24 protein-coding genes are annotated in these 25,635 nt (G+C 28.8%); 9 read left to right on the forward strand and 15 right to left on the reverse strand.

Annotated features, from left to right (window positions below):
- Position 1: 1 nt before the first annotated feature.
- From ccoG to MHL31_RS04000, 6 genes are all read right to left on the reverse strand, one after another.
- Entirely contained in the window at positions 2–1,417 is a 1,416-nt protein-coding gene (ccoG, locus tag MHL31_RS03975; RefSeq protein ID WP_240227786.1) for a cytochrome c oxidase accessory protein CcoG, read from the reverse strand.
- Between the two features lie 246 nt (positions 1,418–1,663).
- Positions 1,664–2,311 (reverse strand): cbb3-type cytochrome c oxidase N-terminal domain-containing protein, encoded by a 648-nt coding sequence (locus tag MHL31_RS03980; protein WP_240227787.1) that lies wholly within the window; start codon positions 2,309–2,311, stop codon positions 1,664–1,666.
- Positions 2,304–2,501 (reverse strand): cbb3-type cytochrome c oxidase subunit 3, encoded by a 198-nt coding sequence (locus MHL31_RS03985; protein ID WP_240227788.1) that lies wholly within the window; start codon positions 2,499–2,501, stop codon positions 2,304–2,306. Before MHL31_RS03985 ends, MHL31_RS03980 begins: the two co-directional genes overlap by 8 nt.
- A 5-nt stretch (positions 2,502–2,506) precedes the next feature.
- Positions 2,507–4,675, reverse strand: coding sequence for a cytochrome-c oxidase, cbb3-type subunit I (ccoN, locus tag MHL31_RS03990; RefSeq protein ID WP_240227789.1), 2,169 nt, complete (start codon positions 4,673–4,675; stop codon positions 2,507–2,509).
- 30 nt (positions 4,676–4,705) lie between these two features.
- Positions 4,706–4,897, reverse strand: a complete 192-nt coding sequence (gene ccoS, locus MHL31_RS03995) for a cbb3-type cytochrome oxidase assembly protein CcoS (protein WP_240227790.1) — start codon at positions 4,895–4,897, stop codon at positions 4,706–4,708.
- Between the two features lie 104 nt (positions 4,898–5,001).
- On the reverse strand, positions 5,002–7,371 hold the full coding sequence (locus tag MHL31_RS04000; RefSeq protein ID WP_240227791.1) for a heavy metal translocating P-type ATPase metal-binding domain-containing protein: 2,370 nt from the start codon (positions 7,369–7,371) through the stop codon (positions 5,002–5,004).
- Positions 7,372–7,503: 132 nt separating this feature from the next.
- Between MHL31_RS04000 and MHL31_RS04005 the strand changes: the two genes are divergently transcribed.
- Entirely contained in the window at positions 7,504–8,190 is a 687-nt protein-coding gene (locus MHL31_RS04005) for a Crp/Fnr family transcriptional regulator (RefSeq protein WP_240227792.1), read from the forward strand.
- 98 nt (positions 8,191–8,288) lie between these two features.
- Here the strand turns inward: MHL31_RS04005 and MHL31_RS04010 are convergent, their stop codons facing one another.
- From MHL31_RS04010 to MHL31_RS04045, 8 genes are all read right to left on the reverse strand, one after another.
- Positions 8,289–8,546 (reverse strand): hypothetical protein, encoded by a 258-nt coding sequence (locus MHL31_RS04010; protein ID WP_240227793.1) that lies wholly within the window; start codon positions 8,544–8,546, stop codon positions 8,289–8,291.
- Positions 8,527–8,841, reverse strand: coding sequence for a co-chaperone YbbN (locus tag MHL31_RS04015; protein ID WP_240227794.1), 315 nt, complete (start codon positions 8,839–8,841; stop codon positions 8,527–8,529). Before MHL31_RS04015 ends, MHL31_RS04010 begins: the two co-directional genes overlap by 20 nt.
- A 13-nt stretch (positions 8,842–8,854) precedes the next feature.
- The gene (locus MHL31_RS04020) at positions 8,855–9,496 is read right to left on the reverse strand and encodes a peroxiredoxin (RefSeq protein WP_240227795.1); all 642 of its coding nucleotides are present in this window, start codon (positions 9,494–9,496) and stop codon (positions 8,855–8,857) included.
- Positions 9,497–9,641: 145 nt separating this feature from the next.
- On the reverse strand, positions 9,642–10,805 hold the full coding sequence (locus tag MHL31_RS04025) for a sigma-54 dependent transcriptional regulator (RefSeq protein WP_240227796.1): 1,164 nt from the start codon (positions 10,803–10,805) through the stop codon (positions 9,642–9,644).
- A 101-nt stretch (positions 10,806–10,906) separates the two neighbouring features.
- A complete protein-coding gene (locus MHL31_RS04030) occupies positions 10,907–11,737 on the reverse strand; it encodes a mechanosensitive ion channel family protein (protein WP_240227797.1) in 831 nt (276 codons plus the stop codon).
- A gap of 59 nt (positions 11,738–11,796) precedes the next feature.
- Positions 11,797–13,110, reverse strand: coding sequence for an ABC transporter permease (locus MHL31_RS04035; RefSeq protein WP_240227798.1), 1,314 nt, complete (start codon positions 13,108–13,110; stop codon positions 11,797–11,799).
- Positions 13,103–14,032 carry an ABC transporter ATP-binding protein gene (locus MHL31_RS04040; RefSeq protein ID WP_240227799.1) on the reverse strand — a complete coding sequence of 310 codons (930 nt, stop codon included), beginning with the start codon at positions 14,030–14,032 and terminating at the stop codon, positions 13,103–13,105. The genes MHL31_RS04035 and MHL31_RS04040 overlap by 8 nt, the downstream gene beginning before the upstream one ends.
- Positions 14,033–14,102: 70 nt before the next feature.
- A complete protein-coding gene (locus MHL31_RS04045; RefSeq protein ID WP_240227800.1) occupies positions 14,103–14,795 on the reverse strand; it encodes a hypothetical protein in 693 nt (230 codons plus the stop codon).
- A 127-nt stretch (positions 14,796–14,922) separates the two neighbouring features.
- On the opposite strand from MHL31_RS04045, the gene MHL31_RS04050 reads away from it, so the two are divergent.
- The 6 genes from MHL31_RS04050 (at position 14,923) to MHL31_RS04075 (ending at position 22,024) form a co-directional block, all read left to right on the forward strand.
- A complete protein-coding gene (locus tag MHL31_RS04050; protein ID WP_240227801.1) occupies positions 14,923–15,375 on the forward strand; it encodes a MarR family winged helix-turn-helix transcriptional regulator in 453 nt (150 codons plus the stop codon).
- Between the two features lie 13 nt (positions 15,376–15,388).
- Positions 15,389–17,788 carry a 3-hydroxyacyl-CoA dehydrogenase/enoyl-CoA hydratase family protein gene (locus MHL31_RS04055; RefSeq protein WP_240227802.1) on the forward strand — a complete coding sequence of 800 codons (2,400 nt, stop codon included), beginning with the start codon at positions 15,389–15,391 and terminating at the stop codon, positions 17,786–17,788.
- A gap of 44 nt (positions 17,789–17,832) precedes the next feature.
- On the forward strand, positions 17,833–18,090 hold the full coding sequence (locus MHL31_RS04060) for a four helix bundle protein (RefSeq protein WP_371824136.1): 258 nt from the start codon (positions 17,833–17,835) through the stop codon (positions 18,088–18,090).
- A 132-nt stretch (positions 18,091–18,222) separates the two neighbouring features.
- Positions 18,223–19,407, forward strand: coding sequence for an acetyl-CoA C-acyltransferase (locus tag MHL31_RS04065; protein ID WP_240227803.1), 1,185 nt, complete (start codon positions 18,223–18,225; stop codon positions 19,405–19,407).
- Positions 19,408–19,654: 247 nt separating this feature from the next.
- Entirely contained in the window at positions 19,655–21,448 is a 1,794-nt protein-coding gene (locus MHL31_RS04070; RefSeq protein WP_240227804.1) for an acyl-CoA dehydrogenase family protein, read from the forward strand.
- A 165-nt stretch (positions 21,449–21,613) separates the two neighbouring features.
- A complete protein-coding gene (locus MHL31_RS04075; RefSeq protein ID WP_240227805.1) occupies positions 21,614–22,024 on the forward strand; it encodes a hypothetical protein in 411 nt (136 codons plus the stop codon).
- A 60-nt stretch (positions 22,025–22,084) separates the two neighbouring features.
- Here MHL31_RS04075 and MHL31_RS04080 read toward each other — a convergent pair whose 3' ends face one another.
- The gene (locus MHL31_RS04080; protein ID WP_240227806.1) at positions 22,085–23,359 is read right to left on the reverse strand and encodes a DUF2851 family protein; all 1,275 of its coding nucleotides are present in this window, start codon (positions 23,357–23,359) and stop codon (positions 22,085–22,087) included.
- Between the two features lie 116 nt (positions 23,360–23,475).
- Here MHL31_RS04080 and MHL31_RS04085 point away from each other — a divergent pair, with 116 nt between their 5' ends.
- On the forward strand, positions 23,476–24,111 hold the full coding sequence (locus MHL31_RS04085) for a nitroreductase family protein (RefSeq protein WP_240227807.1): 636 nt from the start codon (positions 23,476–23,478) through the stop codon (positions 24,109–24,111).
- Positions 24,112–24,133: 22 nt separating this feature from the next.
- On the forward strand, positions 24,134–25,591 hold the full coding sequence (locus MHL31_RS04090; RefSeq protein ID WP_240227808.1) for an aminoacyl-histidine dipeptidase: 1,458 nt from the start codon (positions 24,134–24,136) through the stop codon (positions 25,589–25,591).
- Positions 25,592–25,635 lie beyond the last annotated feature (44 nt).

Below are 25,635 nucleotides of genomic sequence, written 5' to 3' on the forward strand. Positions count from 1 at the left end.
ATTATTTAATAATTAATGGTCCTGTAAAATTAGTAGTGGTTGATTCAATTAATTTATCATTTGAATAAACACCAATCTTTAACTTTTCTTTCGACGAATTTAGGTCTTTTTTATTGATTTCTATAAATAAAGTCCCTTCTTTTAACCCTTGTTTTTTAAGATTAATTTTACCTCCAATTAGGTCTATTTTTCCTGGATGCGAAATTAATTTAAGATCTAAATTTTCTAAATCTTCGGTTGTTTTATTTATTAATTTAATGGTATAAACATTTTTAATAGTAGTTTCTGTACTTTGAAAAGTTTGTCCTGGCAAACGTAAAATTGTAGCTTCAATGTCATTTCTTAAAAATAACATTGTTATTAAAACACCTATTAGTATTGTTAAAATTGTAGAATAAGCAATTAAACGCGTATTAAATTTAAACTTTTCTTTTTTATCGATATTATCTTCAGAAGCATAACGTATTAAACCTTTATCAAAACCAGATCTATCCATAATTGCATCACAGGCATCTATACAAGCTGTACAGTTAATACATTCTAATTGAGTACCATTTCTAATATCAATTCCTGTAGGACAAACTTGTACACATTGTTTACAATCTATACAATCTCCATGTCCAAGTTCATCTCTATCTTCATCTTTACGTAATTTTTTTCGTCCAGCTTCACCTTCCCCTCTAACATAATCATAAGCAACATTAATAGATTTATTATCTAATAAAACACCTTGTAATCTTCCATAAGGACAAACAATAATACATACTTGCTCTCTAAACCAAGCGAAAACAAAATAAAAAACCGCTGTAAAAGCTAATAAATAAATAAGTGTACTTAAATGTTCTAATGGACCCGCTGTTATATATGCTAAAACTTTATCTGACCCAATAATATAAGCTAAAAATACGTTTGAAATTATAAACGAGATTATAAAAAACACAAACCATTTAAAAACTCGTTTTCTAATTTTTTCAGCATTCCATTCTTGTTTATCTAATTTTATTTGTTTAGACCTATCTCCTTCAATTAGGTATTCAACTTTTCTAAAAACCATTTCCATAAAAATAGTTTGTGGACACATCCACCCACAAAATATTCTACCAAAAACCACCGTAAAAAGTATAACAAAAACAACACTTACCAGCATTGAAATTACCAATAAATGAAAATCTTGTGGCCAAAAAGGAAAACCGAAAATATGAAATTTACGTTCTAAAATATTAAATAATAAAAATTGATTTCCTTTAATTTTAATAAAAGGAGCCGCTAATAAAAACGCCAATAAAAACCAACTAACAATAGTTCTATAATTATAAAATCTACCTTTAGGCTGTTTAGGAAAAATAAAGTTTCTTTTTCCACTTTTATCAATTGTTGCTATTGAATCTCTAAATACTTCTTTATTTTCTGTATCCATTTTAAATTTAATTCGTTGTGAAGGATTTTTAAGCAAATTTATAGTTTATTGTATTACTAATAAGAAACAAAAGTGACAAAAAAAGGATAAAGTAATTGATTTAAAATACATCAACTACTTTACCCTAATTTTACTACTAACTTGAAATAAAAATTTATATTTTTTACAAATTGATATTTGTATTTGTCAATAGACAAATTAAAGTTGTAAAATATTCAAATTTAATTGAATAAGCTCTATATTCTTTTATTCTTCTGGCCAGATTATATCACCTTCAGCTGCTTTAGGTGTTGCTGGTTGTGTTCCTTGCATAGAAACAATATAACTTGCCAACTGAATTCTTTCATCTCTACTGATAGTACTTTCCCAAGCAATCATACCTTTACCTGGTCTACCACCTTTTGAAATAGTATTATAAATACTCTTAACATCACCACCTAATATCCAATGGTTATCAGTTAAATTAGGTCCAATACTACCACCTAAATCAGCTAAATGACAAGCAGTACAAGTTTTAGAAGCAAATAACTCTTTTCCTTTAGCTAAATCATCTTCACTTGTTAATGCTACAATATTAGAATCATCGAATAATTCCGGATTTGCAGCTTTGTAAGCTTCAACTTGCGCTTTACCTTCTGCTATTTCGGTTGCAAATTCTTTTTCTTGACTGTATTCTTCTGAATTATAAAATACTTGAACATAGTAAAAAATACTAATTGCTATGGTAATATAAAAACCATATAACCACCATGGTGGCAATACATTATCTAGCTCTTTAATACCATCATAATCATGTTCTAACATTATGTCTTCTTCCGTTCCTAGCTCGTGGGCTTTAGTCATGGATTTCATAAACTTTTTCCAACCCGATATGTTTTCTGAATTTTTATTCATCTGTTTTCTCTTTAGTATTAGTATCGTTATCGAAAGGTAAATTACTTAAATTATCAATTCTTCTTTTTGGAAGTCTAAAAACAAATATGATCATTGTTGAAAAAACTAAGAAGAATAAAACGAGTGAAATTATTGGATAAATTTCAACACCTTCAATACTCTCTAAATTATGTTTTATAAATTTTAACATAGGTTTTATTTTAAGGCTGTTTGATTTGCTTTAATATCTGTACCTAAACGTTGTAAATAAGCGATTAAAGCTACTATTTCTTTATTTTGAATATTACTTGAACCATAATTTTTAACAAACTCAGGGTCTTGTCTTAAATTATTCTCAATTTCTTTAGCTTGAGTTAATAAAGCTTGTTTAGCACCTTTAATATCTTCTTCTGAATAAGGAACTCCTAAACCTACAAGTCCTTCCATTTTACTTTCTAAGTTAGATGCATTCATATCATTTTTAATCAACCAAGAATAACGTGGCATAATAGAACCTGGTGATGTTGAACGTGGATCTAACATATGATTAAAGTGCCAGTTGTCGTTATATTTACCACCAACTCTATGTACATCTGGTCCTGTTCTACGCGATCCCCATAAAAATGGGAAGTCGTATACATACTCTCCTGCTTTAGAATACTCTCCATAACGTTCAACCTCAGAACGGAAAGGACGAATCATTTGAGAGTGACAGTTATTACAACCTTCTCTAATATAAATATCTCTTCCTTCTAATTCTAGTGGTGTATATGGTTTAACACTTTCTATTGTTGGAATATTAGATTTTACCAATATTAACGGAACAATTTCTACTAACCCACCAATTAAAATAGCTACTGTTGTTAAAATTGTAAACAATACTGTTTTTCTTTCTAACCAAGTATGTAGCCCTTCACCAGCAATTCGTTTTCCACTAATTTTTTTCAATGGAGCGGCTTCAGCTAATTCATCTTCTACTGCAGATCCTGCTTTTGCTGTTTTAATAACATTTACTGCTAATAAAACAAAACCTGTTAAATATAAAGTACCTCCTATTGCACGCATTGCATACATTGGAATTACCTGTGTAACAGTTTCTAAAAAGTTACCATATACTAAAGTTCCATCTGGATTAAATTGTTTCCACATAAAAGCTTGTGTAAATCCTGCTACATATAATGGTATTGCGTAGAATAAGATACCTAGAGTTCCTAACCAAAAATGTGTATTTGCTAATTTTCTAGAATATAATGGTGTTTTCCATAATTTTTCAGCTAACCAATATACAATACCGGCAATCATAAATCCGTTCCAAGCTAATGCTCCAATATGCACGTGACCTACAATCCAATCTGTATAATGTCCAATTGCATTTAAATTTTTAAATGATAACATAGGACCTTCAAACGTTGCCATACCATAACCAGTAATTGCAACAACAAAGAATTTTAACACTGGATTTTCACGAACTTTATCCCAAGCTCCACGCAAGGTTAACAATCCATTAATCATACCTCCCCAAGATGGGAAAATAAGCATTACAGAAAATACAGTTCCTAAATTTTGTGCCCATTCTGGTAAAGCCGTATATAATAAATGGTGAGGCCCTGCCCAAATATATAAGAAAATTAATGTCCAAAAGTGAATAATAGAAAGTCTATATGAATACACTGGTCTATTAGCTACTTTAGGTACAAAATAGTACATTAAACCTAGAATTGGCGTTGTTAAGAAAAATGCCACAGCATTATGTCCGTACCACCATTGTACCAATGCATCTTGTACTCCAGAGTATACTGAGTAACTTTTAAATGCAGATACTGGCATTTCTAAATTATTAAATATGTATAGAACAGCAATAGTTACAAGGGTTGCTATATAAAACCATATTGCAACATAAATATGTCTTTGTCTTCTTTTTAATATAGTTCCAATTAAGTTTATACCGAAAACTACCCAAATTAAAACAACGGCTATATCTATTGGCCATTCTAATTCGGCATACTCTTTAGATGATGATAAACCTAGAGGTAATGTTATTGCGGCTGCAACAATAATTGCTTGCCAACCCCAAAAATGAATTCTACTTAAAACATCGTTAAACATTCTTGTTTTAAGTAATCTTTGTGTAGAATAGTAAACACCTAAGAAAATACCATTTCCTACAAAGGCAAAAATAACTGCATTGGTATGTAAAGGACGTAAACGACCAAAACTTAACCACGAAATAGCACTATCTGAACCTGTAAACTCTAATAATCCTGGGAAAACAAAAAGTAGCGCTACTAATAGCCCTACTAACATTCCTACAACTCCCCAAAGAATTGTAGCCCAAAGAAACATTTTAACTATTTTATTATCATAATAAAACTGTTCTTTTTCCATACTTTTTGATTAATTGTTAATAATATATATTTATTCTTGTTGATTTTCTTTTTGCTCAACTTTATCCTTTTGTTTTTTAACCAATTCATCATCGAATAACATTCTAACAGATGGAGTATAGGTATCTTCATACTGTCCAGATTTTACCGATTTAATAAAAACTATGAAAAAAAATACGGCAACAATAATACTTACACCTATTGTTATGTATACTACTTCCATAAATTCAGCCTTATTTGATTAAAAACACAAAAATATTATTTAATTTGTAAAATAGTATGATAAATATCATACTATTTTAATTAGAATTTTTCTAATGTACGAAATTATAGCTTTTTTGAAACCCAATTTGTAAGAATAGTTACAAACACTACAATTGAAATTGAGCTTAAAGGCATTAAAATAGCAGCAACCACAGGAGTTAACATACCAGTTAACGCAAAATACAACCCAATAATATTATAACAGAATGATAAAATAAAACTTGCCTTAATTATTGCTATCGTTTTTTTTGAAAGTGCTAAAAACTTAGGTAATTTATTAAAAAGCTTGGCATCTAAAATGGCATCACAGGCAGGAGAAAACACATTTACATCTTCTGAAATAGCAATTCCAACATTACTTTGAGCTAAAGCCCCTGCATCATTTAACCCATCACCAATCATCATTACCTTTTTATTTTTCTCTTGCATTTTTTTAATAAACTCTAATTTATCTTCTGGTTTTTGATTAAATTTAAACAATGTGTTTTTAGGTAAAAGTTCTTCTAAATATTCTTTTTCACCATCATTATCACCTGAGAGTATTACTAAATTATAATTTACATGCAATTTTTCAAATACTTCTTTTGTTCCCTCTCTGTAACTATTTTTAAATAAAAAATAACCTTTAAATTCATCATTAATTTTTATATAAATAGATGTTTCATTTATAGCTACAGATTTAGCTTCTACAAAACTAGATGCTCCTATTTTATATGTATTATTATTAATTGTAGCTTCAATACCTTTTCCTAAAACCTCATTAAAAACCGTTGGCTTCTCTATTAATGAATCTACTTCTAAATATTCATATAAAGATCTACTTAATGGATGGTTCGAAGCTCTCAAAATACTTTTTAAATCACTTTTTTCAGTATTGTTTAATGCTGTTCCAAAATAAGATAACTGAGATTTATCACTCGATGTAATTGTTCCTGTTTTATCAAAAATTATTGTATCAATTTTTGATATATTTTCTATAGTCTCTGAATTTTTTAAATAAAAGTTCTTATATCCAAAAATGCGTAAAATGTTTCCAAAAGCAAAGGGAGCAGATAGTGCTAATGCACAAGGACAAGCTATAATTAAAACAGCCGTTACAACATTAAATAGCATATCAACATTGTAAAAATACCAAAAAATACCTCCTAAAAATGCAATTAACAAAATGGCGATTGTAAAAAAGCGACTTATATTATCTGTTATATTTTTTATTGTTTTTTCGTTAGACTTATTAAAAACATCATTACTCCATAATTGCGTTAAATAACTTTGTTCTATAGTACTAATTACTTCCATTTCTATGGCTCCTGCTGTTTGTTTTCCTCCAGCAAACAATTTATCTCCAGATTTTTTTATTACAGGTATTGATTCACCAGTTACAAAACTATAATCTATTGCTGCATTTCCGTTAATTAAAATACCATCAACCGGTATTAATTCTTCATTTCTAATTAAAAGCCTATCTCCTTTTTTTATGTCTTTTACCTGTATATTTATTTCTTTATCATCTAAAATTAAAGAAACAGCAATTGGAAAATACGACTTATAATCTCTCTCAAACGACAAGAAATTATAGGTTTTTTGCTGAAAAAATTTACCTAATAATAAAAAGAAAACCAAGCCTGATAAACTATCAAAAAAACCTGATCCAATATTTAAAAATATTTCAATAGAACTTCTAATAAATAATACCGAAATTCCTAAAGCAATTGGTACATCTATATTTAGCATTCCATGTTTTAACCCCTTATATGCAGAAATAAAATAGTCTTTTGCTGAATAAAACACAACGGGTATAACCATTACAAACATCAACAATCTAAATAAATGCTTGTATTTTTCTAACCAAAATTCATCAACTTCAAAATATTCTGGAAACGATAATAACATTATATTACCAAAAGCAAATGCGGCAATAGATACCTGATAAATTAATGTTTTGTCTATTTTATTTGTTTTCGCATCAGCATCTTCTAAACTTATATAAGGCTCGTAACCAATAGATGTTATTAATTCTACTAATTCTTTTAAATTTGTCTCCTCATTTTTAAAGGTGATACGCAATAATTTCTTTGGAAAATTAACCATTGAAATTGTTACTCCTTTATTAAGTCTATTTAAATTTTCTAAAACCCAAATACATGAACTACAATGTATACTCGGAATATAAAACTCTACTACTGAAGTTTCACCATCATTAAACTCTAAAAGTTTTTCAATAATTTCTTCATTATCTAAATAATTATATTTTCCCTTAATGTCTGAAGGTATTGTTCCAGGTGAAGATTCTAAGTCGTAATAACACGTTAATTCACTAGCATTTAATATTTCATAAACAGTTTTACAACCATTGCAACAAAAACATTTATTATTAAATTTTACAGGATTTTTACCACAATCTGCACCGCAATGATAACAATTATTTACACTCATAATGCTAAATTAACAATGCAAAACTATTGATTTCTTACTGTATAACAATGACAAATATCATATTTTATAACTAAATAATCTGATTAAATTTTGTAAATTTGTAATGTTTTAATTAAAACTATTCCGATTAGTATGTCGAACTGCAGACAGTGTATTATAAAAAGATTTAATGCTTTAAAAACATTAACAAATGAAGAATTAGAAACTTTTTCTGATCATAAAACAACTCTTATTATAAATAAAGGAGATCATTTAATGACAGAAGGAAGCACTATAAATGGTCTGTATTGTATTAAAGATGGCAAAGGAAAATTAACTAAATTAAATACAAACGGAAAAGAACAAATTATAAAATTTATTAAAGGTGGTGATATATTAGGTCATCGTTCATTATTAAGTGAAGAACTTGTTGGTTTAAATGCTATTGCACTTGAAGACATGCATGTTTGTTTTATACCAAAAGGAGATATTTTAGACACAATTAAAATTAATAATCAGTTTTCACTTAATTTAATGAGAAATATTTCACATCAATTAAATGAAGCTAATACTTTAATATCTCAAATGGCTCAAAAGCCCGTTAAAGATAGATTAGCTGAGACTTTATTACATTTAGAAGAAGTATTTGGCTTAGATAATAAAGGCTTTATTGATGTAGTTTTAACTCGTGAAGAAATTGCAAACACTATTGGAACAGCTACAGAATCTGCTATACGATTATTGTCTAATCTTAAAAAAGATGGTGTAATTGATTTACAAGGTAAAAAAATTAAAATTTCTAATAAAAGTGAATTAAAAAATATTTCTGAAGGTTATTAATTTTTAAAATATTCTTAAATTATTTATAAATAAAAAACAAAAAAATCCCGAGCTAAACTCGGGATTTCTTATGATTATTATAGTTGTAGTAAATTATATTAAGAATCAATAGATCCTAAAACACGTTTCATAAATGTGTTTAATGCTTCTTTTTTTGCCATACCATCTTTAACCATTTTATCAACTTCTATGGCACCATAAAGATTAGAAATAATTTCACCAATAACATCTAACTCTTCATCTTTTAACGATGGTACTTCTGTTAAAGCCTCCAAAGTTTCTATAGTTTCAATAACGTAATCTTGATCGTTTTCTTCGATAAAATTAGTTAGGTGTTTAATTACTGGTAACTTCATTTACTAAGTCTTTTAAAATTTCAAATTTATTTGTTTGTACTTGATTTACAAAAGCTCCTGCTTTAAAAGTTGCAAACGTGGGTAAATTATCTACAGTAGCTAATTTACGCGTATTTGGAAATTTTTCTGCATCTGCAATTACAAAAACAGCATCTGGATTTTCAGTTGCTAATTTTTTAAACTTTGGTTTCATAATTCTACAATTACCACACCATGTTGCCGCATATTGTACAACTACAGTTTTATTATCAGCTACTATTTGCTCTAGATTATCTTCTGTTAATTCTTGAAACATAATTTATTATTTTTTAGTGTGAAGCTAAATATTCAGCTGTTCCTTTAGCATTTGGAGACATTGCATCTTTTCCTTCTTCCCAGTTTGCTGGACAAACTTCTCCATTTTTTTGAACATGTGTGTAAGCATCAATTAAACGTAAGTATTCGTTTACATTTCTACCAACTGGCATATGGTTAATTCCTTCATGAAAAACCAATCCGTCTTCATCAATTAAATAAGTAGCTCTATAAGTTACGTTATCTCCTTTTACCTGAACAGTTCCAGTTTCTTCATCAAAAGTTTCTTCTGTAATATCTAAAATACCTAAAATACTAGATAAATTACGATTACTATCTGCTAAAATTGGGTAAGTAACACCTTCAATACCTCCATTATCTTTTGGTGCATTTAACCATGCAAAATGTACTTCAGGAGTATCACATGAAGCTCCTATTACAATTGTATTTCTTTTTTCAAATTCACCTAATGCTTCTTGAAAAGCGTGTAATTCAGTTGGACAAACAAATGTAAAATCTTTTGGATACCAAAATAATAATACTTTCTTATTATTATTAATTGCTTCTTCTAATACATTAACTTTAAATGTATCACCCATTTCGTTCATTGCGTCTACATTTAAATCTGGAAATTTTTTACCTACAGCTGTTGCCATTTTTTATTCTTTTTAATTATTAATATTCTTTTTTAACACTACAAATATACAGTCTAATTAAAGAAAAAAAATATAAATCTTATGCAAATTATTTATATTAACATAAGATTTATTTATAATTAAAAAGAGTACTTATAAAATTTACCTATTTACTAGCAAAGAGTTTTACATCATTTTCAGAAATCACTTTTTCGCCAAGAATAATAAGACGTTCAACTACATTTCTTAATTCTCGTATATTTCCTGTCCAACTATATTCTTGTAATAATTTTATAGCTTTATCTGAAAAAGTTTTTATTGCAGTACCTTGTTCTTTTGCAACTTGTGCAGCAAAAAAGTTAATTAATAAAGGAATATCATCTCTTCTTTCATTTAAAGGCGGTACTTCAATTAAAATTACTGCCAATCTATGGTATAAATCTTCTCTAAACTTTCCATCTTCAATTTCTTTTTTTAAGTTTTTATTTGTAGCCGCAATTACTCTAACATTAACTTTAATATCTTTATCACTACCAACTCTTGAAATTTTATTTTCTTGTAGTGCTCTTAACACTTTTGCTTGAGCAGAGAGACTCATATCTCCAATTTCATCTAAAAAAATTGTTCCACCATTTGCGGCTTCAAATTTACCTGCTCTATCTTTATTTGCTCCTGTAAACGAACCTTTTATATGCCCAAATAATTCACTTTCTATTAATTCTGAAGGGATAGCCGCACAGTTTACTTCAATCATTGGTGCTTTTGTTCTATCACTTTTTTCGTGTAACCAATGGGCTACAAGCTCTTTACCTGTACCATTTGGCCCAGTAATTAAAACTCTAGCGTCTGTTGGAGCCACTTTTTCAATCATATCTTTTATATGAGATATGGCATTACTATTACCAATCATCTCATATTTTTTGCTTACTTTTTTCTTTAAAATTTTATTTTGAACAATTAGTTCTTTTCTGTCAAGTGCGTTTCTAACTGTATTTAATAAACGGTTTAAATCTGGCGGTTTTGAAATATAATCAAATGCACCTAAACGCATTGTATTTACAGCTGTATCAAGATCTCCGTGTCCAGAAATCATAACTATTGGAATTTCAGGTTTTATTTTTTTAGCCTTTTCTAAAACCTCAACACCGTCCATTTTAGGCATTTTTATATCACAAAGTACCAAATCGTAATCCGATTTTGAAATCATTTCAATTCCCACCAAACCATCTTCTGCTTCTTCTACTTGATATGTTTCATTTTCTTCTGAAATAATTTTTGTTAATACTCTTCGAATTGCTGATTCGTCTTCAATTATTAATATTTGTGGCATTTATATTATTATTTTAATGAATTCTATTTTTTCACTACAAAAAGCAAGCCAACATTATTTATGTATATGCCTATTTTTGTATAGTAATTTTTAAACACATTTTAAATTTCAGTCTTATTAAAATGAACATCTCTTTGAGGAAATGGAATTGAAATATTATGTTCTCTAAAAAGAGCATCAATTTTAAAACGAATATCACTTTTTGGGATTATTCCTTCAAAACTATTATTTAATGTGAAAATTAATTTAAAATCTAGCGAGCTGTCTCCAAAATTCATAAATAATACCAAAGGTTCGGGTACTGGAATAACACTTGGATGCGAATTGGCAGCCTCAATCAATAATTTTTTCACTAATTGAATATCACTACCGTAAGCTACACCTATTGAAATGTCTTCTCTTGTTTCTTTACCGTTTGCTGTCCAATTATACAGGCTATTAGTTAAGTATAAATGATTTGGAATAATTAGTACTTTATTATCTATAGTTACAGCTCTAGTTGTTCTTAACTTAATCTCTTCAACTCTCCCTACTTTACCATCTAACTCTATAATATCACCTACCTGAACAGAATGATCTATTATAATAAAAATTCCAGAGATAATATCTTGAAACAAGGTCTGTAATGCCAAACCAACACCTACTAATAACGCTGCTGATGCTGCAAAAACGGCAGTTATATTAACTCCAATATTATGAAAAGTAGTTAAAATAATTACAACATAAATAAGCCATTTACTGTAAGAAAATAATGAACCAAATTTTATTTTATCATCATTAGACAGTTTTTCAGTAATTATCTTTTTAAAAAATCTTAAAATTAATGACGTTATAATTAAAGTGATGGTTACTAATAGAATTGCCTTAACAGATATTTGTATATTGTTAGTAAGTTCAATTTCATAATTTAACAACTCTATTATTTTTTCCATTGCTTATTTTTATTTATTAGTTATATAAAAACACTTTAGTACATATTAACTATATCATTTTAATATTTCAACCATTTATACAATTCTTTATAACTTGGTTTTTTTCCATACATTAATATTCCTACTCTATAAATTTTAGCTGCAAACCAAACTATTAATATAAATGTTCCAATTAAAAGCACCATAGATGTTATAATTTGCCACATTGGTACACCAAAAGGAATACGCATTAACATAACTATTGGAGATGTTAATGGGAATAATGAAAATGCAAGTGCTATTGGCCCATGAGGATTTTCAATTACAGAAAAACCAACATAAATTGCAATAACTAAAGGCATTAAAACTGGCATCATAAATTGTTGCGTATCAGTTTCACTATCTACTGCAGCTCCAATTGCTGCATAAATAGAACTGTAAATTAAATAACCTCCAATAAAATATATTATAAACGAAAAAAACATTGTTAAAATTGGTAGATTTCTAACTTCCATAAAAGCAATTTGTATATCACTCATTACAGTTTCTTGAAATTGCTGTGTAATTTCAGGGTTCATTTGATCAATTGCAGTAGCTGTTGTTGCAGATTCTGGTCCAAAAAAGAGTGAAAAGATATACATTAAAAACCCAGCTGAAATCATCCAAATTATAAACTGTAAAATACCAGCTAATGCATTTCCTAATATTTTACCTAACATTAACTGAAATGGTTTTACCGATGAAATTATAACTTCAATAATTCTACTTGTCTTTTCTTCAATTACACTACGCATTACCGATGTACCATAAATAATAATGAACATAAAAATTAAATATCCAAATCCACCACCTGCAAACATTCTTAATATACTACCTATTTTAGAGGATTTTTCTCCTGAAAAGTTTTCGGTGGTAATTGAAACATCTGTTTCTGTTGCTTTTATTTTTTCAACATCAAAATTAAGTTGCTCTATTTTTAAATCACGTATTTTCTTCTCTAATTTATTTTCAATTTCATTCAACAAACTCAAACTTGGCGCATCTTCAGAATAAAATGCAATATCTTTTGCCAGTATATTTAAACTATCATTTTTTGGTATATATAAAACTCCGTAATAATTCCCTTCTGTTTGTTTTCGGGCTTCATCAATACCTAAAGCTGTTAAGTCTACATATTTAGTTGAATTTGAATCTGTAAATACAGATTCTAATAAATTAGATTGATCTACAAATGCTATTGTTTTTACGTCTTCACTATTTTTTACGTTTAAAAATATAATTAATCCGGTAAGAGCAACCATCAAAAGCGGACTTAAAATAGTCATTACTATAAACGATTTGTTTTTAACTTTTGCCAAAAACTCTCTTTTTATTATCAATTTTAATTTATCCATTATTTGCTACAGCTTTTAAAAATATATCATTAGCACTTGGAATAATTTCAGTAAAATGGGTGATTTGTGCCTTATTATTTAAGAATTGAATTAAATCTTTTGAAGATTCTGTATTTTTTAAATCTACAGTTAAACGAAGATCTTCATTAAATGCTATTGCTTCTGAAGTTGTTGTAACAAATGTTGAATTTATTTCATTTAAAATTGCATTTTTATCGTTACAAGACAAGCCGACTTCAAACTGATTCGTTTTAAATTCTTCTTTAATTGTATTTAATTTTCCATCTAAAATTTTCTTAGACTTATCTATTAGCGCTATATAATCACATAATTCTTCAACTGATTCCATTCTATGGGTTGAAAAAATAATACTTGCGCCTTCATCTCGTAATTTTAAGATTTCATCTTTTATTAAATTTGCATTTATTGGATCAAAACCACTAAAAGGTTCATCAAAAATCAATAATTTAGGCGTATGCATAACAGTAACAATAAATTGTACTTTTTGCGCCATACCTTTAGAAAGTTCCTGAATTTTCTTGTCCCACCAATCACTAATATCAAACTTTTCAAACCAATATTTCAGTTTCTTTTTGGCATCAGATTTAGACAAGCCTTTAAGTTGTGCCAAATATAAAGCTTGCTCACCAACCTTCATACTTTTATATAAACCTCGTTCTTCGGGCAAATAACCTATCTGTTGTACATGCTCAGGTTTAAGTAGTTCACCATCTAAATATATATTACCTTTATCTTGTAAAGTTATTTGATTAATAATTCTAATTAGCGAGGTTTTTCCCGCTCCATTTGGACCTAATAGTCCAAAAACACTTCCTTTAGGTACAGAAATTGAAACGTTATTTAATGCTGTAAAAGTTCCATAACGTTTACTTACATTTTCAACCGTTAAAACATGTTTCATTTATTTTTATTATTGGTTTAAAAAACGAAAGTAAATTATTTTATTGGAAATTAGTTATACTAATAATAAATTAACTAATTTTCTCTATATATTTATCTTGAATTTCTTTTAAAAATGCTATTGTAGCTTTAGGCTTTACTACACGTAACATTTCAGTAATACCCGAATTTACGTAAAAAATACCTTTTGCAATATCATAACTTTTATCGGTTATATTATTTTTAATTTCAAAAGTATATGTTCTAAAATCTTCCCAAGATATGTGCTCTGGTATTTCTACATAAAAAACATCTTTCTCTTCTTTAGATTGGTATATTCCTTTTTCTAATTCATCAATATTAAAAAACCTATTAATTCTAATTAATGCATCTGTATTTTCAAATTTTTCACTTTTTGCAAATTCAAAGCCTGCATCATGGTAATATTGTTGTATAGTTGCTATTTCCGTATATCTATTGATACCTTTTACTCGTATTCCATTTAATTTTCTCGAACCTATTGAAACTTCACATTTAGCACCTATTAACTCTAAATTATAGATATCATTAATTTTTCTAGTTGTCCTTAATATTTTTTCAAAAGAATTTTGAACTTTTGTTACAAAAATTATAGAAATTGGTTTATTAATATCTGTAAACCTACTATAATAAGATTTAAACGGATCGGGAACATTAATTACAAACGTTTTTGGTATTTTGTTTTCATCAACTGTATCAATATTTTCTTGAATAATAACCTTTCCAATTAATTCTTTAGTAGCCATAGTTTTATATTAAGTTTTTAGTTTTTTAAACTTATTCATTTTTTTTTTAATAAGCAAACAAATAATTTTTAACAGTATTTTATTTATTTATTATGCACGCATAGTAAAATTTTTATATATTTGGTAAATGCAAAAAGAACAAACTATAGATCACGTACTTAGAGCCACTTGGCAAGCAGTGGCAAAAATGTATAACGAACAAGCTTCAAAATTTGATAGTACTATGTCTATGGCATTTGTATTATTAAATATAGATAAAGTAAATGGTACACCTTCTACTTCCTTAGGGCCTTTAATGGGGATGGAACCTACAAGCTTATCTCGTATTTTAAAAAACATGGAAGAAAAAGGTGCTATTTATAGAGAAAAAAACCCTGAAGATGGTCGTGGAGTATTAATAAAATTAACAAGTTATGGTTTAGAAAAAAGAAAAATTTCTAAAGAATATGTTATACGTTTTAACGAAACTGTAAAAAGCCAACTTGATCCTGAAAAAATTCAAAACTTTTTTGAAGTAACTAAAACCATCAATAAATTAATTGCTGAAAAAGCAATTTTTGAAAATGTACATACTAAATAAAAAAACATAAATAATGAAAAGACCAATTAAAAAAGTTGCAGTAATAGGTTCCGGTATTATGGGATCTGGTATTGCATGTCATTTTGCAAACATTGGTGTTGAAGTTTTGCTGCTCGATATAATTCCACGTGAATTATCCGAAGCTGAAAAATTAAAAGGCTTAACACTTGAAAACAAAACTGTTAGAAACAGACTTGTAAATAACAGCTTAAAGGCTTCCTTAAAATCGAAGCCCTCTCCTATTTACAATCAGAAATTTGCTAGCAGAATTTCTACAGGAAATTTAGAAGACGATTTGCACAAAATTAAAGATGTAGATTGGATTATTGAAGTTGTAATTGAGCGATTAGATATTAAAAAATCAGTTTTTGAAAAAATTGAAAAATATCGTAAACCCGGAACTTTAATAACATCAAACACTTCTGGAATTCCTATTAGTTATATGAACGAAGGAAGAAGTGAAGATTTTCAACAACATTTTGCAGTAACACACTTTTTTAATCCACCACGTTATTTAAAACTATTTGAAGTAGTTCCTGGTCCAAATTGTAAACAAGATGTAACCGACTTTTTAATGATGTATGGAGAGAAATTCTTAGGAAAAACTTCGGTTTTAGCAAAAGATACTCCTGCCTTTATTGGAAATAGAGTTGGTATTTTTGGAATTATGAGTCTTTTTCATCAAGTAAAAGAATTAGGCTTAACTGTTGAAGAAGTTGATAAATTAACCGGTCCAGTTATTGGCCGCCCAAAATCTGCCACGTTTAGAACTGTTGATGTTGTCGGTTTAGACACCTTAGTACATGTTGCTAATGGAATTTATGAAAATTGTCCAAACGATGAGGCTCACGAACTATTTAAACTTCCTACATTTATTAATACAATGATGGAAAACAAATGGCTTGGAAGTAAAACCAAACAAGGTTTTTACAAAAAAGTTGTTGAAGGTGGTAAAAAATCAATTCTATCTTTAGATTTAGATACTTTAGAATATCGCCCAAATAAGAGAGCTAAATTTGCCACTTTAGAACTCACAAAAACCATTGATAAAGTTATTGATCGCTTTAAAGTATTGGTAAAAGGAAAAGACAAAGCTGGTGAATTTTATAGAAAGAATTTCGCAGCAATGTTTGGCTATGTTCAAAATAGAATTCCTGAAATTTCAGATGAATTATATAGACTAGATGATGCTATGAAAGCTGGTTTTGGTTGGGAACACGGACCGTTCCAAATTTGGGATGCCATTGGTGTAGAAAAAGGAATTGAATTAATGCAAGCTGAAAATATTCCTGTTGCAACTTGGGTTACTGAAATGGTTGCTAGCGGAAATAAATCTTTTTACACCATTTGTGATGGGGCCAACTATTATTATGACATTCCTTCAAAAGAACAAGTTAAAATTCCGGGACAAGATAGTTTTATAATTCTTGATAATATTAGAGAAGCTAAAACCATTTGGTCTAATTCAGGTGCTTCTATTCAACATTTAGGAGATGGCGTTTTAAACGTAGAATTTCAATCTAAAATGAATACGCTTGGTGGTGAAGTTTTACAAGCTATTAATAAAGGAATTGATTTAGCTGAAACCGAATACAACGCTGTAATTCTTGGAAACCAAGCTGCTAATTTTACAGTAGGTGCCAATTTAGCTATGGTATTTATGATGGCTATTGAACAAGAATACGATGAACTAAACTTCTCTGTTAAATATTTTCAAGATACCGTAATGCGTTTACGCTACTCTTCGTGCCCTACATTAATTACACCACACGGCTACACTTTTGGTGGTGGTTGCGAATTAAGTATGCACGCCGATAAAGTTATTGCAGCTGCTGAAACTTATATTGGTTTAGTAGAATTTGGTGTAGGTATTATTCCTGGTGGAGCCGGCTCTAAAGAAATGGCTTTAAGAGCTTCTGAAGGAGTTTTAAAAGATGATGTAAAACTAAATAAATTACGCGATTATTTTATAAATGTAGCAATGGCTAAAGTTGCAACATCTGCGTACGAAGGTTACGATTTAGGTTTCCTAAAAGAACATAAAGATTTAGTTGTGGTTAATAAAAACCGTCAAATTGCAACGGCAAAACGTCATGCAATTCAAATGCTTGAAGATGGCTATACACAACCTGTTCCTAAAAAAGTACAAGTTTACGGACAACAAGCTTTAGGAATGTTTTTAGTTGGAACGGATAGTTTAGAAAAAGGACATTATGCTTCTGAACACGACAAAAAAATAGCTAATAAATTAGGTTATGTTATGGCTGGTGGAGATTTATCTGAAACAACTATGGTTTCAGAACAATACCTATTAGATCTTGAACGTGAAGCTTTTATGAGTTTAATGACCGAACGTAAAACATTAGAACGTATTGAGCATATGTTAAAAACAGGGAAACCATTACGTAATTAAAATTAGTATTGAGATTGCAGTATTGAGTAATTAGATAAAAAATTATGCACAAAATTGAAGATTTAAAAATTTGGCAAAAATCAATGAAACTGACAAAGTTAGTTTACAATGCCGTTGCAAACCTTCCTTCTAATGAAAAATACGGATTAATTTCTCAAATAAAAAGAAGTTCTATTTCAATACCTTCTAATATTACTGAAGGTGCTGGAAGGAATTCAAATAAAGAATTTAAATATTTTTTGGGTGTTGCTAATGGTTCTTCATACAAACTTCAAACTCAACTAACTTTAACTATTGGCTAGAATTAATTTCAAAAAAAACAATTCAGCTTGTATTAAATTTAATTACCGAAGTTCAAAAAATGAATTATTCATTACAAAAAAGACTTGATAATATCTAAAATCTAAATACTTAAATCTAACATCTAAATTAAAATGAAAACAGCATATATAGTACAAGGATATAGAACAGCAGTTGGGAAAGCGCCAAAAGGAGTTTTTAGGTTTAAAAGACCTGACGAATTAGCCGCAGAAACAATTGAACATTTATTAAAAGATGTTCCACAATTAGACAAACATAGAATTGACGATGTTATTGTTGGAAATGCAATGCCCGAAGCTGAACAAGGCTTAAATATTGGGCGATTAATTTCATTAATGGGATTAAAAACAGAAGACGTTCCTGGAATGACCGTAAATCGTTATTGCGCATCCGGACTTGAAACGGTTAGTATTGCCGCAGCTAAAATTCAATCTGGAATGGCAGATTGTATTATTGCCGGTGGTGTTGAAAGTATGAGTTATATTCCAATGGGTGGATATCGTCCTGTTCCAAATTATAAAACTGCCAAAGCAGGGAACGAAGATTATTATTGGGGAATGGGTTTAACAGCTGAGGCTGTTGCAAATCAATTTAAAGTTTCTAGAGAAGACCAAGATGAATTTTCGTTTAATTCTCATATGAAAGCGTTGAAAGCACAAGAAAATGGAACGTTTAACGATGATATTGTTCCAATTACTGTAGAAAATATTTTTCTAGACGAAAACGGAAAAAAACAAACAAAAAACTATACAATTTCTGCAGATGAAGGACCTAGAAAAGGAACTTCAATAGAAGCATTAGCAAAATTAAGACCTGTATTTGCTCAAGGAGGAAGTGTTACTGCTGGTAACTCATCTCAAATGAGCGATGGAGCTGCATTTTTATTAGTGATGAGTGAAGAAATGGTGAAAGAATTAAACATTGAACCAATAGCACGTATGATTTCTTACGCTGCTGTAGGTGTTGAGCCTCGTATTATGGGAATGGGACCGCTTAAAGCAATTCCAAAAGCATTAAAACAAGCAAACCTTACACTTAACGATATTGAATTAATTGAATTAAATGAAGCTTTTGCATCACAATCTTTAGCTGTTATGCGAGAATTAAACATTAACCAAGATATTGTAAATGTTAACGGTGGAGCTATTGCTTTAGGACATCCACTTGGCTGTACTGGAGCAAAACTTTCAGTACAATTATTTAATGAAATGCGTAGACGCAAAAACAAATACGGTATAGTAACCATGTGCGTTGGTACAGGACAAGGTGCTGCTGGTGTTTACGAATTATTAAAATAAACAACTATTAAAGAAAAGAAATTAGGACTTCTTTTCTTATTTCTTGACAATTTATGGACTCTTAACCAAACAGGGAATCCAATAAGGTGTAACAAAACACATATATACATAACTAAACCAATATTAACTAATATAGAAGATAATTTAGAAGAATTTCAAAGAATAAGAATAGGCTTTCAAAATTGCTTGAAACCAAAATAACCTAAAGTTTTTTTCTTAAATCTATTTTCTAAAAATCAAAAAAATTATGGCAACAATAAAAGGAGGAGAATTCCTAATCAAAGAAATTAAGGCTGAAGACATTTTTATTTCAGAAGAATTTAATGAAGAACAAAAAATGATGAAAGAAGCGGTTATAGAATTTATAGACCGTGAAGTTTGGCCTCATAAAGAACGTTTTGAAAATAAAGATTACGCACTTACAGAAGAAGTAATGCGTAAAGCTGGTGAAATGGGCTTTTTAGGTGTAGCAATTCCAGAACAATACGGTGGAATTGGAATGGGATTTGTTTCAACAATGTTAGTTACAGATTATATTTCTTCAGCAACTGGATCTTTAGGAACAGCTTTTGGAGCACATACTGGTATTGGAACAATGCCAATTTTCTTATACGGAACCGAAGCACAAAAAAATAAATATTTACCTCTTTTAACTTCAGGAGAAAAATTTGGAGCCTATTGTTTAACTGAACCTGGTGCTGGTAGTGATGCTAATTCTGGTAAAACAACTGCCGAATTAACTGCTGATGGAACACATTATAAAATTAACGGTCAAAAAATGTGGATTTCAAATGCAGGTTTTGCTGAAATTTTTATTGTATTTGCCCGTATAGAAGATGATAAAAACATTACTGCTTTTATCATGGAGTTTGATAAAGAAAATCCTAATGGAGTTACATTAGGTGAAGAAGAACATAAACTAGGTATTACCTCCTCTTCTACTCGACAAGTATTTTTTAACGACACATTAATTCCTGTTGAAAATATGCTTTCTGAAAGAGGCAAAGGTTTTAAAATTGCTTTAAATTCTTTAAACGTTGGTCGTATTAAATTAGGAGCAGCTTGTTTAGATGCCAGTAGAAGAATTATTACAGAATCTGTTAAATACGGAAACGAACGTAAGCAATTTAAAACTGCTATCTCTAATTTTGGTGCTATTCAAAAGAAATATGCTGAAATGAGCGCCAAAACATTTACGTTAGATGCAGCAAATTATAGAGCAGCAAAAGATATTCAGAATATGATTGATGATGGTTTAGCTGCTGGTAAATCGCATCAAGATGCAGAGTTAGCTGCTTTTCAAGAATATGCTATAGAATGTGCAATAATTAAAGTTTTTGGATCGGAAGTTTCTCAATTTGTTTCAGATGAAGGTATTCAAATTTTTGGAGGTATGGGATTCTCTAAAGATACACCTATGGAAAGTGCTTGGAGAGATGCTAGAATAACCAGAATATACGAAGGTACTAACGAAATAAACAGACTTTTAACTGTTGGTATGTTACTTAAAAAAGCAATGAAAGGAGAAATTGATTTATTAACTCCAGCAATGGAAGTTGGTAATAGCCTTATGGGAATTCCTTCTTTTGAAACTCCAGATTTTTCTGAATTACTTTCAGAAGAAAAAGCTATGATTGCAAAATTAAAAAATGCATTTTTAATGATTTCAGGACAAGCTGTTCAAAAGTATGGAATGGAATTAGAAAGTCATCAACAATTAATTTTAGCAGCTGCAGAAGTTCTTATAGAAATTTATATGGCTGAATCTGCAGTTTTAAAAGCTGAAAAAATAGCTAAAACTTCTTCAGAAAAAGCTGCCGAATGCCAAATTGCTATGGCAAAATTAAATTTATACAATGCAATTGAAAAAACTTCAAACATGGGAAAAGAAGCAATACTTTACTTTTCTGAAGGAGATGAACAACGTATGATGCTAATGGGATTAAAGCGTTTTACTAAATATACAAACACCCCAAACCCTATTAAACTAAGAAAAGTAATAGCTGAAAAAGTTATTTCTGAAAATAAATATTGTTTTTAAACAATAGTAATTCAATCAATCTAATTAATGCTAAAAAGTTACAACAAAAGTTGTAGCTTTTTTTTATGTGCTTTTGTAGTTAATAAATTATTTATTTTGTAACTTTAATCTCGAATTCAACCACCTTTCTTCTACCCTAACTGTTTAATTACTAAAACGTAGATTATGAAAAAAAACATTGGAATTTGGATAGACACAAAACAAGCTACAATTATTAGACTATCTAAAAATAATGAACATTTCATTAAAAAAATAGCATCTAACATAGAAACTAGAGTTCGTGTTCCAGGTGAATCTAAAAAATTTGGACGGTTTGGAGGGCAATATATTACCTATGAGAAAAACAGAGAAAACAAAAAAAATGAACAAATAAATCTGTTTTTTAAAGAGCTATTTAAAGAAATTGAAAACTGTGATGCTCTTGTAATTTTTGGTCCTGCAAAAATGAAAAAGTTATTAGAAAAAGAAATAAGAAATAATATGCAATTTTCTCGTAAACTTTTAGGTGTACACAATTCAGATATTTTAACTGAAAACCAAATAATTGCCTGGGTTAAAGATTATTATGACAACTGATATTTATAATTAGTTTAGCGCTTTATAATTGAAAATAAAAGAGATACGTTTTACAGAAAATTAACTTTTATTCAAAATTGTTTTACCAATTGCACATTGCAAACACAGTTGTTTGCTGCAATATTCGTTTTTCAACTGTAATAATGCCTGAGTTTTAAAAGCATTTGGACTTTTAATTTTTAAGTTATTAAACTTAGAAATAATTATATTTTTTTCTGGCTTAATTTGTTCTAAAACGGTAAGTAATACACTAAAATCAGTTTTACCTAAGCTTTTTAAATGTACAAATTTTAAAGGAATTATAGTATTTATTAAAATTAAATCTATAAATGATTTAGTAAGTTTTTTAGTACTTTTTTTAGACTCTTTTTCAAAAGTATAATGGGTTTCCCAAAATGGTAATGTTGAAATTTCAAATAATTTGTAAAACAACTCTAACGTATTTATTTCAATTATTTTTGAAAACAAGTTTTGATATTTACTGTATAAAAATGCCAATTGCGACAGTCTAATTGTTGGAAAATTATTTGGACGCAATCTAAAAAATTGTACTTGACCGTTTGAAATCGGTTTTAAATTAAATTTTACTTTAAGGTAATCATATTCGCTTTTTAATTTTTCAAAATAAAGTGATTCATATGTACTTGAAAGTAAACCTGCTTGCCCAAAAAATAAAGCTTCTAATTGTACTTTATTACTTGCAACTTTTCTAACAATTGAAAAATCTAGCGAGTTTGCAAAATTTAAAAAGGCTTCTCCATTAACTTTTAACCCAAAACTTTTTGCCAACATACAAAACAACGTGGCTTCCCAGTTGTTATTATTAGATACTAAAATTTGATTGATTAATGTTGATTTTTGCTCTAATCTTTCAAAATATAAACGTTCTAACCAATTATCTAAAATAAAGGTATTTGCCAATTGTATGTCATTTTCACAATTTATCCACTTTTTATTTTTACTAAAAAGTTGGCTATAATTATTCAAAAACTCTTTTGAAATGTATTGTTTTAATTCTAATGTTGAGATTTTGGCATTGTTTTTTCTAAAAATTTCTACATCATGTTCCCAAACAACATGTAATATAACGGCATCATAATTTTCATCAATTTCGTGTTTGTGCCTATACCAATCCGAAGAATTTATATGAATTTCTACATTACCAGCCCAAACCTGATTTGCTATTTCAATTTTAGCATTTAAAAAATCTGGACCTGTGTTTAAATTATGAATTCCATTTGAAATAATATGAATTTTTTCTCCATTAGTTGTCTCTAAATTATTTAATGAAAACAATTTAAGCTTCCATATAAAATGTAATAAGTTTTCGTTCATAACAATAATTTACTCTCTAAATTTAAAAATTAACTTTTAGTTATGAAAATAGGAGCTGTCGTTTACTTACTTTTAAAGATTTTTAAAGTAAATTTGTGTAACTAAAATTATTGAAAATGAATATTATTAATAGTTTAGAATGGAGATACGCAACAAAAAAGTTCAATCCTTCTAAAAAACTATCAAATCAACAAATTAACACTTTAAAGAAAGCCTTTAATTTAACTGCAACTTCTTTTGGACTTCAGCCTGTAAAAATGATTGTAATTTCCGATAAAGAATTGCAAGAAAAACTTGTTGCACATTCATATTACCAACGTCAGGTTGCTGATGCTTCACATGTACTTATTTTATGTATTGAAAACGATATAACTACAGAATATATTAACAGCTATTTTGATTTAGAAAAAAAAATTAGAAATGTTGATGAATCCGTTATTGCTGGCTTCAGAAAACAATTAATTGATATGTATCAAAATAAATCTATTGAAGAAAAACAACTTTCTGCCAAACAACAAGCGTATATTATTTTAGGTAATTTACTTACTGTTTGTGCTGTAGAAAAAATTGATGCATGTCCAATGGAAGGATTTATACCTGAAAAAATTGACGAACTTTTAAATTTAAATGAACAACATTTAAAATCTGTTTTAATGCTTCCAGTAGGCTTTAGATCTGATGATGACCTTATGGGAGGTATGAAAAAAGTTCGTAAACCATTAAACGAAACAATTATAGAAATTATAAAATAAAACCTATTAATAAATTTTGATTATGAATAATGATATTAGAATATTAGAGCCTAAAGAGCTTTGGAATAATTTTGCAGATTTAAATGCTGTTCCAAGAGGTTCAAAAAAAGAGGAGCGCGTTATACAATTTATGGTTGATTTTGGAAATAATTTAAACCTTAAAACTGTTGTTGACCCTGTTGGGAATGTAATAATAAAAAAACCTGCCTCAAAAGGTATGGAAAACCGTAAAACCATAGTAATGCAATCGCATTTAGATATGGTTCACCAAAAAAATGCAGATACTGTTTTTAATTTCGATACTGAAGGTATTAAAATGAAAATTGAAGGAGATTGGGTTACTGCTGAAGGTACAACTTTAGGAGCTGATAATGGTTTAGGTGTTGCAGCTATAATGAGTGTTTTAGCTTCTAAAGATATTAAACACCCTGCAATTGAAGCATTATTTACTATTGATGAAGAAACTGGTATGACAGGTGCTATGGGGTTACAAGCTGGATATTTAGAAGGTGAAATTTTATTAAATCTTGATACAGAAGAAGATGATGAAATTGACATAGGTTGTGCTGGTGGTGTTGACATCTCTATAGAAAACTCTTATAATGAAGTAAGTACACCAACTAATAGTGTTGGTTATACTATTTCAATTACAGGATTAAATGGTGGACATTCTGGAATGGATATTCACAAAGGTTTAGGGAATGCAAATAAAATAATGAATCGTGTATTAAACTCTGTACAAGATTATATCCGTATTTCTGAAATTAATGGTGGTAGTTTACGAAATGCAATTCCAAGAGAAAGTTTTGCAATTATTGCAGTTTACAATTCACAAAAAGATATTTTCTTAAAAACTTTAAAAAGAATTTCTAAAGACATAAAAAGAGAATTAAAAACTGTTGATCCAAATTTAGAAATTGTAGCTGAAAAAACTGATTTACCTAAAAAAGTAATGACTGCTATTAGTCAAACTACTCTAATAAAAACCTTATATGCTGCACATAATGGTGTTTATAGAATGAGTAATGATATGGAAGACTTAGTTGAAACTTCTAACAACATTGCACGTGTTATTGTAAAACATGAACTTATTCAGGTACTTTGCTTAACAAGATCTTCTGTAGAAACTTCTAAAATAGATTTAGCGAATACAATAAAAGCACCATTTGAATTAGCAGGTTACGACGTAAGCCTTTCTGGATCGTACCCTGGATGGAAACCAAATGTTGATTCTGAAATATTAAATATTTTAACTGAAAATTACGAAAAACTATTTAATAGTAAAGCAAATGTAGTTGCCTGCCATGCTGGTTTAGAATGTGGTATTTTAGGTACTAATTACCCAGAAATGGATATGATTTCTTTTGGACCTACAATTCAAGGAGCACACTCACCAGATGAAAAAGCAAATATTAAATCAAGTCAAAAATTCTGGAAATTTTTACTTACAATTTTAGAAAATATTCCTACAAGAAAATAAGTAATCATTTTTCTAAACGGATTATTAAATATTATAACTCCGCC

The sequence above is a fragment of the Lutibacter sp. A80 genome, assembly GCF_022429645.1.
Taxonomy (GTDB): domain Bacteria; phylum Bacteroidota; class Bacteroidia; order Flavobacteriales; family Flavobacteriaceae; genus Lutibacter.